The organism is Rhizobium sp. AN5, from assembly GCF_900215255.1.
GTDB lineage: Bacteria > Pseudomonadota > Alphaproteobacteria > Rhizobiales > Rhizobiaceae > Agrobacterium > Agrobacterium tumefaciens.
Genome location: NZ_OCMJ01000002.1, coordinates 205,949 through 218,212, shown reverse-complemented (window position 1 = coordinate 218,212; position 12,264 = coordinate 205,949). Strand labels below are relative to the sequence as shown.

The 12,264-nt window shown below is 58.2% G+C and carries 13 protein-coding genes and 1 pseudogene; 13 read left to right on the top strand and 1 reads right to left on the bottom strand.

The annotated features are described in order from the left end of the window. Window positions 1-70: 70 nt before the first annotated feature. From CRP02_RS01965 to CRP02_RS01935, 7 genes and pseudogenes are all read left to right on the top strand, one after another. On the top strand, window positions 71-1,024 hold the full coding sequence (locus CRP02_RS01965) for a sugar ABC transporter substrate-binding protein (RefSeq protein WP_097170042.1): 954 nt from the start codon (window positions 71-73) through the stop codon (window positions 1,022-1,024). A 126-nt stretch (window positions 1,025-1,150) separates the two neighbouring features. Beyond that, entirely contained in the window at window positions 1,151-2,272 is a 1,122-nt protein-coding gene (locus CRP02_RS01960) for an ABC transporter permease (RefSeq protein WP_097170041.1), read from the top strand. Beyond that, window positions 2,272-3,060: an ATP-binding cassette domain-containing protein gene (locus CRP02_RS01955; protein WP_097170040.1), complete on the top strand. Its 789-nt coding sequence runs from the start codon at window positions 2,272-2,274 to the stop codon at window positions 3,058-3,060. Before CRP02_RS01960 ends, CRP02_RS01955 begins: the two co-directional genes overlap by 1 nt. An 84-nt stretch (window positions 3,061-3,144) precedes the next feature. Further along, window positions 3,145-3,939: a TIM barrel protein gene (locus tag CRP02_RS01950; RefSeq protein ID WP_097170039.1), complete on the top strand. Its 795-nt coding sequence runs from the start codon at window positions 3,145-3,147 to the stop codon at window positions 3,937-3,939. Between the two features lie 23 nt (window positions 3,940-3,962). Then, window positions 3,963-4,982, top strand: coding sequence for a Gfo/Idh/MocA family oxidoreductase (locus CRP02_RS01945; protein ID WP_097170038.1), 1,020 nt, complete (start codon window positions 3,963-3,965; stop codon window positions 4,980-4,982). Between the two features lie 108 nt (window positions 4,983-5,090). Next, the gene (locus CRP02_RS28045; protein ID WP_097170037.1) at window positions 5,091-5,381 is read left to right on the top strand and encodes a MurR/RpiR family transcriptional regulator; all 291 of its coding nucleotides are present in this window, start codon (window positions 5,091-5,093) and stop codon (window positions 5,379-5,381) included. Between the two features lie 147 nt (window positions 5,382-5,528). Continuing rightward, a pseudogene (locus CRP02_RS01935) lies at window positions 5,529-5,666 on the top strand (IS3 family transposase); the annotation flags it as partial. A gap of 215 nt (window positions 5,667-5,881) precedes the next feature. Here CRP02_RS01935 and CRP02_RS01930 read toward each other — a convergent pair. Beyond that, window positions 5,882-6,022 carry a DUF1127 domain-containing protein gene (locus CRP02_RS01930; protein WP_102024263.1) on the bottom strand — a complete coding sequence of 47 codons (141 nt, stop codon included), beginning with the start codon at window positions 6,020-6,022 and terminating at the stop codon, window positions 5,882-5,884. A 299-nt stretch (window positions 6,023-6,321) separates the two neighbouring features. On the opposite strand from CRP02_RS01930, the gene CRP02_RS01925 reads away from it, so the two are divergent. From CRP02_RS01925 to CRP02_RS01900, 6 genes are read left to right on the top strand one after another with little or no spacing between them, the layout of a single operon-like run. Beyond that, entirely contained in the window at window positions 6,322-7,512 is a 1,191-nt protein-coding gene (locus CRP02_RS01925) for an ABC transporter substrate-binding protein (protein ID WP_097099275.1), read from the top strand. Between the two features lie 21 nt (window positions 7,513-7,533). Beyond that, on the top strand, window positions 7,534-8,406 hold the full coding sequence (locus tag CRP02_RS01920; RefSeq protein ID WP_097099013.1) for a branched-chain amino acid ABC transporter permease: 873 nt from the start codon (window positions 7,534-7,536) through the stop codon (window positions 8,404-8,406). Between the two features lie 42 nt (window positions 8,407-8,448). Beyond that, a complete protein-coding gene (locus CRP02_RS01915) occupies window positions 8,449-9,435 on the top strand; it encodes a branched-chain amino acid ABC transporter permease (RefSeq protein WP_097170036.1) in 987 nt (328 codons plus the stop codon). Beyond that, complete coding sequence (locus tag CRP02_RS01910; protein ID WP_097170035.1) at window positions 9,432-10,205, top strand: ABC transporter ATP-binding protein; 774 nt, start codon at window positions 9,432-9,434, stop codon at window positions 10,203-10,205. Before CRP02_RS01915 ends, CRP02_RS01910 begins: the two co-directional genes overlap by 4 nt. Then, entirely contained in the window at window positions 10,195-10,938 is a 744-nt protein-coding gene (locus tag CRP02_RS01905; protein WP_097170034.1) for an ABC transporter ATP-binding protein, read from the top strand. The genes CRP02_RS01910 and CRP02_RS01905 overlap by 11 nt, the downstream gene beginning before the upstream one ends. A gap of 36 nt (window positions 10,939-10,974) precedes the next feature. Then, window positions 10,975-12,183: an aspartate transaminase gene (locus CRP02_RS01900; RefSeq protein ID WP_097170033.1), complete on the top strand. Its 1,209-nt coding sequence runs from the start codon at window positions 10,975-10,977 to the stop codon at window positions 12,181-12,183. The last annotated feature ends 81 nt before the right edge of the window (window positions 12,184-12,264 follow it).

Genomic DNA, 12,264 nt, shown 5'->3' with positions numbered 1-12,264 from the left:
AAGCATGTTTGCACCCGGTAGCATTCGAATTCGTCACTCAGAGGAGTGGGTGACATTGAGGAGGAAAAAAATGAAATCCATTTGGAAGAATTTCGCTTCCGCGGCTATTGCCGTGTCCCTGATTGGCGCTTGGTCGGTTGGCGTCAAAGCCGATGAGCAGCCCAGCATCATCGCCGTCACTCATGGACAAGCTTCTGACCCCTTCTGGTCGATCGTGAAAAACGGAATGATGCAGGCCGGCAAGGACATCAATGCCAAGGTTGACTACCGGGCACCCGAGACCTTCGATATGGTCGCAATGGCTCAGCTCATTGAGGCCGCCGTCAATCAAAACCCGGCAGGCATTGTAATTTCCAATCCCGATCCGGATGCGCTGGGCCCGGCGATTGCCAAGGCCATCGCGGCCGGTATTCCCGTCATTTCCATGAACTCCGGCATTGCCGCAACGGAAAAGCTTGGCATCAAGCTTCATGTTGGCCAGGACGAACTTACCGCAGGGGTCAAGGTCGGCGAAAAACTCAAGTCTCTCGGCATGAAGCATGTGCTGTGCATAAACCAGGAGGTGGGAAATGCCGCCCTTGACCAGCGCTGCGCGGGTACCGCCAAGGGCTTCGAAGGTGGAAAGGTAACGGTTCTGCCGACTTCCGCCGACCCGGCGGAAATTGAATCAAAGATCCAGGCTGCTTTAACCTCGGATTCTTCTGTCGATGTCGTACTTGGCCTGTCGGCACCGCTCGTCGGTGAGCGAGCGGTTGCTGTTGTCGAGAAGATGGGCAATGGCGACAAGGTCAAGGTCGCTTCTTTCGATCTCTCGGCCAATTTCCTGAAGGCTGTTTCGGAAGGCAAGGCACTTTTTGCCGTGGATCAGCAACCCTATCTCCAGGGATATCTGCCAGTCACATTCCTCGCGCTGAATGCAAGATATGGCACGATTCCTGCTGGAAACGTTGCCTCGGGTCCGAGCTTTGTCGAGAAGGATACCGCCGCTTCGGTGATTGAGAAATCCTCCCAGGGTATCCGCTGAGCGGGACCCATCCGGCAGCTCCCGCACCTCCAGCGGGGGCTGCCCTCATCGCCCGACATCCGATCCGCGTGAAGCGTGAACGGCAGCCGACGGCGCACGTAAACAACTGACATCTGAGGTACGACCATGACGCTGGCCAACGAACAGAACGGGTCCCCGACTCGATCCGACGAGCGCCTGAAAAAGGTTTCGACTTTGACCGCGCTCGCGCGACGTCCGGAACTCGGCGCAGTCGCAGGACTGGTGCTCGTCACAACATTCTTCATGCTGACCGCAAACCCCGCCATGTTCACACTTGCAGGCGTTGTAAACTTCATGGCGCCAGCTGCTCAACTGGGGATTCTTGCGGTTGGCGCGGCACTCTTGATGATCGGCGGCGAGTTCGATCTGTCGATCGGCTCGATGGTCGCGTTCGCAGGGCTAGTTTTTGGCGCGGCCCTTGTGGTCCTTAACCTGCCGCTCAGCGTCGCGATCCTGATCGCGCTTGCTTTCGCCGTGGTTATCGGTGTCACCAACGCCCAGCTCACCATGCGCACCGGACTTCCATCGTTCATAGTAACGCTTGCGTTTCTCTTCATTCTTCGTGGCCTCACGCTCGTCGGACTGAAGTGGGCGAGCGGCGGTTCAACACAGCTTCGCGGCATGAGGGAAGCTGTGGCGGACAGTCCCCTTGCGCCGCTGTTCTCAGGCGATGCCTTCCCGGGTCTCTTCACATGGCTTGGCAGTGCAGGCGTCATCGAGACCTTCCCCAATGGAACGCCGAAAGTCCCCGGTATCCCCGTAGAAATCCTCTGGTTTGTGCTGATTGCACTCGTCGCGACCTGGGTTCTGCTGCGCACGAGGTTTGGAAACTGGATCTTTGCATCCGGAGGCGACCCGAAGGCTGCTCGCAAGTCGGGTGTTCCCGTCGCACGCGTAAAGACCACCCTTTTCATTGTTACCGCCATGTGCGCCACTCTTGTCGCGATCCTCACCGTGCTTGATGCGGGTTCAACGGACGCACGACGGGGATTTCAGAAGGAGTTCGAAGCCATCATTGCGGCCGTTATCGGCGGATGTCTCCTGACTGGAGGATATGGTTCGGCCATCGGTGCGTTCTTCGGGTCGATCGTCTTCGGCATGGTTTTGATCGGTCTCACCTACACGTCAATCGACCAGGATTGGTACCTCGTCTTCCTCGGCGGGATGCTGCTGATTGCGGTTATTTTCAACAACATCATTCGCAAGCGTGTGACGGGAGAACGCTGATGAGCACGAGCCAGACACCACTCGTCGAGGTCAAGAACCTCGTAAAGCACTTCGGCTCGATTATCGCACTCAACGGCGTTTCGCTGAGTGTTCACGCAGGAGAGGTTCTGTGCCTCCTCGGAGATAACGGAGCCGGAAAATCAACTCTGATCAATACTCTTTCCGGCGTTCACAGACCGACATCCGGCGACTTCCTTGTCGAGGGGAAACAACATCTCTTTACCGGGCCAAGAGATGCGCTCGATGCGGGGATTGCTACCGTCTACCAGGATCTGGCGATGATCCCGCTGATGTCTGTCACAAGAAACTTCTTCATGGGTCGCGAGCCGTTGAAGGGCTTCGGTCCGTTCAAATACATGGACATGGAATTCGCGGATCGCGTGACCAGCGAAGAAATGAAGAGAATCTGCATCGATGTTCGTGAACCCGGGCAGGCCGTCGGCACGCTCTCCGGTGGCGAACGTCAATGCGTAGCGATTGCACGCGCCGTGTATTTCGGGGCGAAAGTCCTCATTCTCGATGAACCGACATCTGCACTCGGTGTTGCGCAAACCTCGATGGTCCTGAAGTACATCGATCAGGTTCGTCGCAAAGGTCTGGGCGTGATTTTCATTACCCACAACGTCAGACACGCTTTTGCCGTCGGCAACCGTTTTACAGCTTTGAACAGGGGGAAGACGCTTGGCACATTTGCCAAACATGAAATCGACCTCGATGGCCTGCAGAACCTGATGGCCGGCGGCAAAGAACTCCAGTCGATCTCCGCGGAGCTGGGCGGCACCATCTGAAGACACTTGGAAACATGAATTTTGGCCCGGTGCATTCGCCGGGCCTTGGGACAGCCATATCCAAAATCCAGGGAACCACCCCAAATGAGCAATACGAATAACACCCCGTTTCCGTTAGCCGCCTGCGCGGAGATGCTGTGGCGGGACAGGCCGATCGAATGGCGCGCTTCCCGATTGAAGGAGCAGGGATTTGGCGTTGGCCTCTGGAATTGGCCAGACCACGACATCGCCAAGCTCGAAGCCACCGGTGCAACCTTCACAATTATGAACGGTTACCTGACCGGCCGCCTCACCGATGATGCGGGCGCCGCCGAACTTTTGAGAACCGCGCGCGAAACGGTTCAGATCGGCAAACGTCTTGGCGTGCAGCGGCTCAACCTTCACGGCACAGGCCTCGGGGATCGTGGACTACCGGTTCAGCCTGTCGAGGTCGTCATGGGAGCCATGTGGCTGAAGGCTCAGGATACGCTACGCCGAATCGTCGACCTCGCGGAAGAAGAAAACGTGGTTTTCACGCTGGAAAACCTCAACCTTCCCGTGGATCACCCCGGCGTGCCGTTCGGGCGCGCCGAAGACACGTGGGCACTCGTATCGAGCATCGACCACCCGCGCCTGCGTTTGAACCTGGACCTCTACCACGCGCAGATCGGTGAAGGGAACCTGATCGAACTTTGCCGCAGGAGCCTGCCGTGGATCGGTGAGATTCAGGTGGCCGATGTACCTGGGCGATTTGAGCCGGGCACCGGCGAAGTGAACTGGAAGGGGATCGCAAGAGCCCTGAGCCACATGGGCTACTCCGGCCCGATCGGAATGGAAGCATGGGCATCCGGAGATGCCGACACCGCGCTTGCTGCCTTCCGCGAAGCCTTCACTCTCTGATTTCAAGAACAGGACTAAAAATCATGACCAAGATCAAAACAGTCAACGTCGGACTTATTGGGGCAGGGCGCATCGGTTCGTTTCATGGTGAGAGTGTCGCAAAAAGGCTTGTGGACGCGGAGCTGATAGCCATCGCCGACCCCGCCCCCGGAGCCGCTGCAAAGCTTGCGGAGAGGCTGGGCGCCGACGCTTCTTACACCGACGTCGCAGAAATGCTTTCTCACCCCGGTCTGGATGCGGTCATCATTGCGACACCCGCACGCTTTCACACCAATATCCTCGTGCAGGCTGCAGAGGCCGGCAAAGCGATCTTCTGCGAGAAGCCAATGGCACTCACGCTTGAAGATGCGGACCGCGGTATTGCGGCCGCCAAGGCCGCAGGCGTTCCGCTGCAGGTCGGTTTTAATCGTCGCTGGGACCAGGCATTTGCCGAAGGCCGCGAAGCGATCGATGCCGGAAAGGTCGGCGCGGTTCAACTCATCCGGTCGCTAACGCGTGATCCTGGTCCGTTCGGCGGCGACCCAGACAGGATTCCTTTGTGGACCATCTTTTATGAAACGTTGATCCACGACTTCGACACCCTGCTTTGGTTGAACCCCGGCGCAAAGCCTGTCGAAGTGTTTGCAATGGCAGATGCGCTGGTTCGCTCGGACGCACGCGATAAAGGCTTCCTCGATACCGCCGTCGTCAATATTCGTTTTGACAACGGCTCGATCGCGGTTGCGGAAGCAAACTTCTCTGCAATGTACGGCTACGATATTCGCGGCGAAGTATTCGGTTCGGGCGGAATGGTCACGATGGGCGATGTGAGACGTTCAAGCATGACACTGTTCGATGCAACTGGTGTATCCAACGACACATGGCGGCGCGATACGGACCACTTCATCCAGGGCTATACGGCGCAGCTTGCCTCGTTTGTCGCAGCAGCCCGAAACGGCATCGTGGAGGGTGCGCCAACCGGAACTGACGCTCGTAACGCCCTGGCGATCGCGCTTGCTGCCATTCAATCCGTGTCGAAAAAACAGCCGGTTCCGGTGAGCTGAAAGCGTTACAGACAGGGGCGGATGCGGCCGTGTCCTCATCTTCCCCGTCCTCTCCAGCTTCGGCACCAACGCGTCGCTATGTGAAACTTTGATTGAGGGGAACTGGCAATGTGCAGAATTCTTGTCATCGAGGAACCGACGACATTTGACGAACTTGTCGACATCGTTTGTGCGTCTGACCAAAAGCTATCCAGCGATCAGGCATTGGTTGCCAAGACAATTATTTCTACTCCAGAAATCATGGCGTTTGGCACGGCGAGGTCCGTGGCAGATCGTTGCGGCACCTCGCCGTCCACCGTTATGAGGCTGGCGACCTCGCTAGGATTTGCAAGTTTCAGAGAGCTCCGGAAACTTTTTCGTCAGCACGTTCGGATGACCTCGTCTCGTTCTTCAAAGTGAAATCAGCGAACAACACTGTTCGATTATCTCAATCCATATGCACGGCATCCGAGAACCGAACTCAGCTTGCCGGAATCCCTGAGTGGTTGCGGAACGACAGGAACGGACTCGGCATATTCTCCCGGCTCGGTCCAAGTTCCTGAACTTCGTAGGGTCTACCGTTCGCGCGATGAAGCAAGTCGGGCTGTATTCGATTACATCGAGATGTTCTACAACCCGAAACGGAAACATGCCAGGAACGGAATGCTGTCGCCCGTCGAGTTCGAGAAGCAGCGGAAAATCTAACCCCAGGGTGTCTACGAAACTCGGGGCTATTCAACCGCCCGGTCCATGAAGTCGACTTTTACATCACCACTCCGGCTTCTGAACCGTAACGTGCAATGCCGGGAACCGGCATCACCCCTTAAACGCGCAGTTCAGGCAGAGAACTGGCAGACGTCAGGCACGCCGTTACGTCATGGGCGAAGACCGACTGGGGACTAGAGTTACCATCCTGTTTTTTAGCGGCGGCCTTCAACGGCAGAACGGATATGCGAGCGGCTAACGCCGATGTCGGAAAGGCTTCTGTCGTCGAGTGCGCTAAGTTCGGCCATGGCGCGGCGATTGCGGAAGTAGTTGCGAACGGTGTCGTGGAGTTTCATTTTCATATGTTCCTTCAATGGTGTTGCACAAGATATGTCCATTCGGACGCAAAAAATACAGGCATTTGCCTGCATGGAAGCCATGCAAAAAACGAAGCACCGCGTCTGGAATGAGAGAAACGCCCCCCGGCATAAGGAAACGCTATAGCGGCAGAAAGGACTTGTGTTGGCAAAACGTCCGGAGATGAACCTACTCTGCCTTGAAGATTAGCGTGACGTTGATCGACAAGAACCGCAAAAGCGGCAAAAGCTCGCCCGGTATAGCGCCGGAACAGATAAATCCGAAAAGGAGTGGGAACATGAAACACGGCATTACTCGCAGACTTCTACTGGTTTCCGCAGCAGTCGCTCCGATCCTGAGCCTGTCGCCGGCCATGTCCGTATCCGCTTATGCGGCCGACACGATCAGGCTTGGCCTCGTGGCGCCGATGAGCGGCCCGAATGCGCGCTATGGCGCCTTCTCGATGCATGGCGCTGAACTGGCGGTGAAGGACATCAATGCGGCTGGCGGCATCAACGGCCAGCAGATCGAACTCTTCAACGCCGACAGCCAGGGAACGCCGGTCGAAGGTGTTTCGGCGACCCGCCGCCTGATCGATCAGGACGAGGTCGATTTCGTCATTGGCGATGTCTCCAGTTCCGTCACACTAGCTATGCAGCCCGTCGCTGAAGATGCGGAGGTTCTGCTTCTGAACGCCGCTTCTTCCAACCCGAAGATCACCTATCAGGCGGGTGTCGGCGGTTTCAAATGGACCTTCCGCAATTATCCGACGGACGAGAATCGCGCGCTTGTGGTGGCGAAATACGCCGCCGAACAGCGTGGTTTTACCAAGTTCGCGGTGCTGTCGGTCGACAGCGATTATGGCCGTTCCGCCATCACCTTCACCAAGAAGTACCTACCCGACTTCAAGGGCGAGATCCTCAGCGAGGACTACTACAAGGAAGGCGAGGTCGACTTCCGCAGCGTGCTGGCGAAGATCCGCGACAACGGCGCGCAGGCGATCATCATGTATGGGCTGGCCGACACCACCCCCATCGTTGCCCGTCAGATGCTGGAACTCGGACTTGCCGGCAAGGTCGTGCTGATCGGTAATGGCGAATTCAACACGCAAAAGACGATCACCGCCGCGCCGAAGGCCATGGAAGGCGCCGTGGAGGCTGCAGCCTGGCTGCCGCAATTCGACTCTGCCGCCAGTAAGGCTTTCGTCGAGAAATTCACAGCCACGTACAAGGAAGCGCCCAACAATCACGCCTATGTGCATTGGGATACCGTCAACCTGCTCGCACAGGCGATCAAGGAGGCCGGAAGCGCCGACCGCAATGCGGTCCGCGAGGCTCTCTCCAAGATCAAGTACAAGAGCCCGGTCGGCGAGGTCACCTTCGATGACCACAACCAGGCGCGCCTTCCGATGATCCTGCTTCAGATCGAGAACGGTAAGCCCAGCATCAAGGGCGCCTACACGGCGGAAATCCAGTACCCTGCGAACTGACAGACCGGAAGGGGTACAGCCATGTTCTCGACAATTCTCGAGCAAGTCGTAAACGGGATCGTCACGGGTTCCGTCTACGCGATCGTCGCCGTCGGCATGACCATGATTTTCGGAGTGCTGAGAGCCATCAATTTCGCTCACGGCGAATATTACATGCTCGGAACCTTCGGCGCGTGGTTCGCCATCGATTATCTCGGCCTTTCTTATGAGGCGTCCATCGTCGTCGGTGTTCTTTCCACCGTGGTGGTGGCCTATGTGGTCGGCCAGCTTGTGATGCGCAGGATGGTGGGGGCGCCGGCGGAGTCCGGCGTGCTCGCCACCCTTGGCATCGCGCTGATCCTCCAGAACACGGTGATTTTCGTCTTCGGCGGCGGCTACAAGTTTTTCGCCGGCGGCTATATCGAGCCGATTTCCATCTTCGGTTTCACGCTGGCACAGCAGCGCATCATCATTCTCGCCGTGTGTCTCATCGTGTTTGTGGGACTTGAACTAATGGTGACCTACAGCCGCCTCGGCATGGCCATGCGGGCGGTCTCGCAGAACGTCGAATGCTGTGGCGTTGTCGGCATCGATGTCTCCCAGGTCGTGTTGCGGACCTTCGTTCTCGGAGCCGCGCTCGCTGCACTTTCGGGCGTTCTGACCGCTCCGGTCAATGTCAGCGTCTATGGCGGCATGGGGGAACTCATCACCTTCAAGACCCTGCCGATCATCATCATGGGCGGTCTCGGGAACGTTCGCGGAACCTTCTTCGCGGCCATGATCCTCGGCATCGCCGAAAGTCTCGTGGCCACCTATGTCGGGTTGCAGTTCCGCGACACTGTGGGGTTCGCGACGCTGATCCTGATGCTGATGTGGCGCCCACACGGCCTGTTTTCGACGCAGGCGCGCTTTTAGAAGTCGCGCCAGCCGAGTTTTCTCGAATTTTGAGGACTAGACATGTCTCTCACAGACACCGTTCCCCAGGCACGCCGCCGCGATCTGCGCATTCCGCTTGCCACCGCCCTGATCGTCGTCGCACTTGCCGCGCCCTTCATCGGCACGCGCTACGTCACACACTCGCTCATCATTGCGCTTATCTTCATGTTGCCAGCGCACGGGCTCAACCTGCTCGTCGGTTACACCGGTCTGCTGTCGCTGGCGCAGGCGGCGTTCTTTGGCATAGGAGCCTATACGGCAGGCCTTCTGGCGGTCCATTACGATACGCCGTTTTACGTGAACCTCATCGCTTCCGGCCTCGTTACCGGTGCAATCGCCCTGCCGCTCGGCATTCCGGCGCTGCGTCTTCGTTCAACGTCCTTCGTCATGTGTACACTTGGTTTCGTCATCATCGGCCAGGCGATTGCCAAGAATTGGATTTCGCTGACCCGTGGCGACATGGGCCTTTCCGGCATCCCCAAACCCTATTTCGAACTTGGCCCGCTTTCCTTCACCGTCAGCGGAACCACCAATTTCTATTATCTTGCGCTTGCCATCTGCGTACTCGGAACGCTTGCAGCATGGGCAATCGTCCGCTCGCCGGCGGGCCGCAACATGGTCGCCATCCGTGAAAACGAGACACTGGCGGAATCCCTCGGCGTCCCGACCTGGCGCTACAAGCTGATCGTCTTCATGCTGAGCGCCGTTTTTGCCGGAGTAGGGGGCTGCCTTTACGCCCACTATCTGACGGTGGTCAGCCCGCTGACCTTCCAGATGTATTATTCGACGACGATGCTGATCATCGTGCTCGGCGGCGGTGCAGGCATGATTTCGGGAACCGTCTTCGGCAGCCTGCTCTTCGTGGGACTGACCGAGGCCCTTCGCGTCGCTCCTGAAGTGCGGATGATTGCCTACGGGTTCTGCCTTCTTGTTCTCGTCTTCTGGTTCAGACAAGGTTTCGCGCCCTTGATCAATCGCTTCTGGAACGCGATCGGAGGTTCGAAATGACGGCGCATCTTCCCATTCTCGAGATCAAGAACCTCAGCAAGTCCTATGGCGCAGTCAAGGCTGTCAATGATGTCAGCATGCACATCAATCGCGGCGAGATTGCGGGGCTGATCGGCCCCAACGGTTCCGGCAAGTCGACCTTCTTCGATTGCAGCACCGGGCTTGCGCGGCCGGACACCGGCAAAGTCATACTGGACGGGCAGGACATCACCGGCTGGTCACTCAACCGCATTGCCCGCGAAGGCCGAATGCTGCGCTCATTCCAAAAAACGGTAACTTTCAAGGCGCTCGATGTGGAGGAAAACCTCATCATCGCTGGCCAGATGTTCACCTTTCCCTCGCTTCTGTCGACATTCGGTCTCGGCGGAATGTCGCGCCGTCGCGTGGCAGGGCTCAGGGAGCGGGCACGCGAACTGATCAAGATGGCGGGGCTGTGGGACGTTCGCCATCAGCCGGCCGGCAATCTTTCCGGTGGCCAGCAGAAACTCATTCAGTTCGCATCGATGCTGATGCCGGAACCGAAAATTATCCTCTTGGACGAGCCGATGGCGGGCATCAATCCGAAGATCATCGAGCGCGTGGTGGAGACGATCCAGTATGCGAACAAATCGCTGGGCGTCAGCTTCCTCGTCATCGAACACAATATCGATGTCGTCACCAGCATCTGCCAGCGTGTGGTCGTGCTCGATCAGGGAACGAAACTGGTCGAGGGGCTGCCGCATGACATCATCAAGGACCAGCGTGTGAGGGAGGCCTATCTTGGAGGCTAATACCAATCTTTCCATCAAGAGCCTGCGCGCGGGATACGGCAATCTCGATATCCTGAACGGCGTCGATCTGGAGGTGCCGGGCGGGCAGTTCGTAGCCCTCATGGGGCCGAACGGCGCGGGTAAATCCACTCTGCTCAAGACGCTCTACGGCATGACGACCATCAAGGAAGGCGGCATCGACTGGCGCGGCAAGAACATTGCCGGATCTACCTCGCGGGCCATTCTGGGCGAGGGGATATCTTTCGTGCCGCAGGGCCGTTGCAACTTCCCGGTCATGACTGTCGACGAAAACCTGCAGATGGCCGCCTATACCATCCGTGACGCCAAGGTGAAGGCGGATCGGGACTATGTCTACGACCTTTTTCCGATCCTGAAGACGCGGCGCTCGACGCTTGCAGGCAACATGTCCGGCGGCGAGCAGCAATTGCTCGAAGTGGCGATGGCGGTTCTGCAGCGACCGAAGGTGCTTCTGGTCGACGAGCCCTCGGTCGGTCTGTCACCGGCCGCTATCGGCATCGTGTTCGACGAGCTCCTGCGTCTGCATGCCAACGGCATGACCATCCTGCTGGTCGAGCAGAACACCAAAAAGGCAATGGAGGTGGCGCAACGCGCGGTTATCCTCCGTCTTGGCAAGGTGATCTGGGACGGCACGCCGGCGGAGATCACCCATGACGAACTCGGCGAACTGTTCCTGACCGGAAAGATGCGCGGCGAACTCGAAGCCGCGCACTGATAAGCCCATAGCCATCAATCCAGACGAGGAAATCCCATGAGCACTTTTGTGCCTGCATCACGCGTGTCGAGAATTAAGGTATCGCCGAGCACGGCGGCTGCGGCCCGCGCCCGGGAGCTGAAGGCCGCCGGTCGCGACATCGCCGACCTGACGGTTGGCGAGCCGGACTTCGATACGCCCGAGGCCGTCAAGGCAGCGGCGCATGCGGCCATAGACCGGGGCGAAACCAAATATACTTCGGTCAACGGCACGCCCGCGCTTCGCAAGGCGATCATCGGTGACTTCCAGAAACGTCTCGGCATTACCTATGGCGATAGTGAAATCTGCGTGGGCGGCGGCGCCAAGCAGATCCTGTTTCTGGCGCTGATGGCAAGTGTGGAAAACGGCGCCGAAGTTATCATCCCGGCTCCTTACTGGGTGTCTTATCCTGACATGGTCATCGCCAATGACGGCACGCCCGTCATCGTCGCCTGCCCGGAGCAGACGGGATTCAAGCTGACAGCTAAGGCGCTGGAAGCGGCGATCACGCCGAAGACGATGTGGCTAATCCTCAACGCTCCCTCGAACCCGACGGGTGCGGCCTATAGCGAGGCGGAGCTGAAAGCGCTGGGTGAGGTGCTGCTGCGCCATCCCAATGTCATGGTGCTTTCCGACGATATTTACGATCAGGTCTGGTTCAAGGACGAGCCGATGAAGACCCTTGTTGCCGTCGTTCCGCAACTGAAGGATCGGGTGCTACTGACCAATGGCGTTTCCAAGTCCTATGCGATGACAGGATGGCGGATCGGTTATGGGGCAGGGCCTGCCGCACTCATTGCCGCCATCAACAAGTTGCAATCGCAGATGTCATCCTGCCCGTCCTCCGTTAGCCAGGCCGCTGCCGCCCACGCGCTTTCGGGTGACCAGGCATTCGTGACGGAAAGCGTTGCGGTCTACAAAAAGCGGCGCGACTACGCTTGCGAGCGCCTGAACGCCATCCCCGGCCTCTCCTGCATGGTTCCGGATGGGGCATTCTATCTCTTCCCAAGCTGCGCCGGCGTGATCGGCAAGACCACGGCGGACGGCAAAGTGATCGAAAACGATCTCGACTTTGTCCTCTATCTCCTCGACAGCGTCGGAGTGGCGGCTCTTCAGGGCGCCGCCTACGGGCTCTCGCCCTATTTCCGCATCTCCTTCGCCACCTCAATGGACGTGCTTGAGGATGCCTGCAACCGCATCGAACGTGCTGTGGCGGCGCTGCGTTAAAAACAGATCGGGCGCGCGGAAGGATTCTTTTGCGCGTCCCACAGAGTTTGGCCTTCGGATGAAGGAAAAAGCACTCTATCC

Coding starts and splice junctions, on each gene's coding strand:
- CRP02_RS01925 (WP_097099275.1), top strand. CDS start 6,322: ATGAAACACGGCATTACTCGCAGACTTCTACTGGTTTCCGCAGCAGTC.
- CRP02_RS01915 (WP_097170036.1), top strand. CDS start 8,449: ATGTCTCTCACAGACACCGTTCCCCAGGCACGCCGCCGCGATCTGCGC.
- CRP02_RS28045 (WP_097170037.1), top strand. CDS start 5,091: ATGTGCAGAATTCTTGTCATCGAGGAACCGACGACATTTGACGAACTT.
- CRP02_RS01920 (WP_097099013.1), top strand. CDS start 7,534: ATGTTCTCGACAATTCTCGAGCAAGTCGTAAACGGGATCGTCACGGGT.
- CRP02_RS01965 (WP_097170042.1), top strand. CDS start 71: ATGAAATCCATTTGGAAGAATTTCGCTTCCGCGGCTATTGCCGTGTCC.
- CRP02_RS01910 (WP_097170035.1), top strand. CDS start 9,432: ATGACGGCGCATCTTCCCATTCTCGAGATCAAGAACCTCAGCAAGTCC.
- CRP02_RS01930 (WP_102024263.1), bottom strand. CDS start 6,022: ATGAAACTCCACGACACCGTTCGCAACTACTTCCGCAATCGCCGCGCC.
- CRP02_RS01960 (WP_097170041.1), top strand. CDS start 1,151: ATGACGCTGGCCAACGAACAGAACGGGTCCCCGACTCGATCCGACGAG.
- CRP02_RS01950 (WP_097170039.1), top strand. CDS start 3,145: ATGAGCAATACGAATAACACCCCGTTTCCGTTAGCCGCCTGCGCGGAG.
- CRP02_RS01945 (WP_097170038.1), top strand. CDS start 3,963: ATGACCAAGATCAAAACAGTCAACGTCGGACTTATTGGGGCAGGGCGC.
- CRP02_RS01900 (WP_097170033.1), top strand. CDS start 10,975: ATGAGCACTTTTGTGCCTGCATCACGCGTGTCGAGAATTAAGGTATCG.
- CRP02_RS01955 (WP_097170040.1), top strand. CDS start 2,272: ATGAGCACGAGCCAGACACCACTCGTCGAGGTCAAGAACCTCGTAAAG.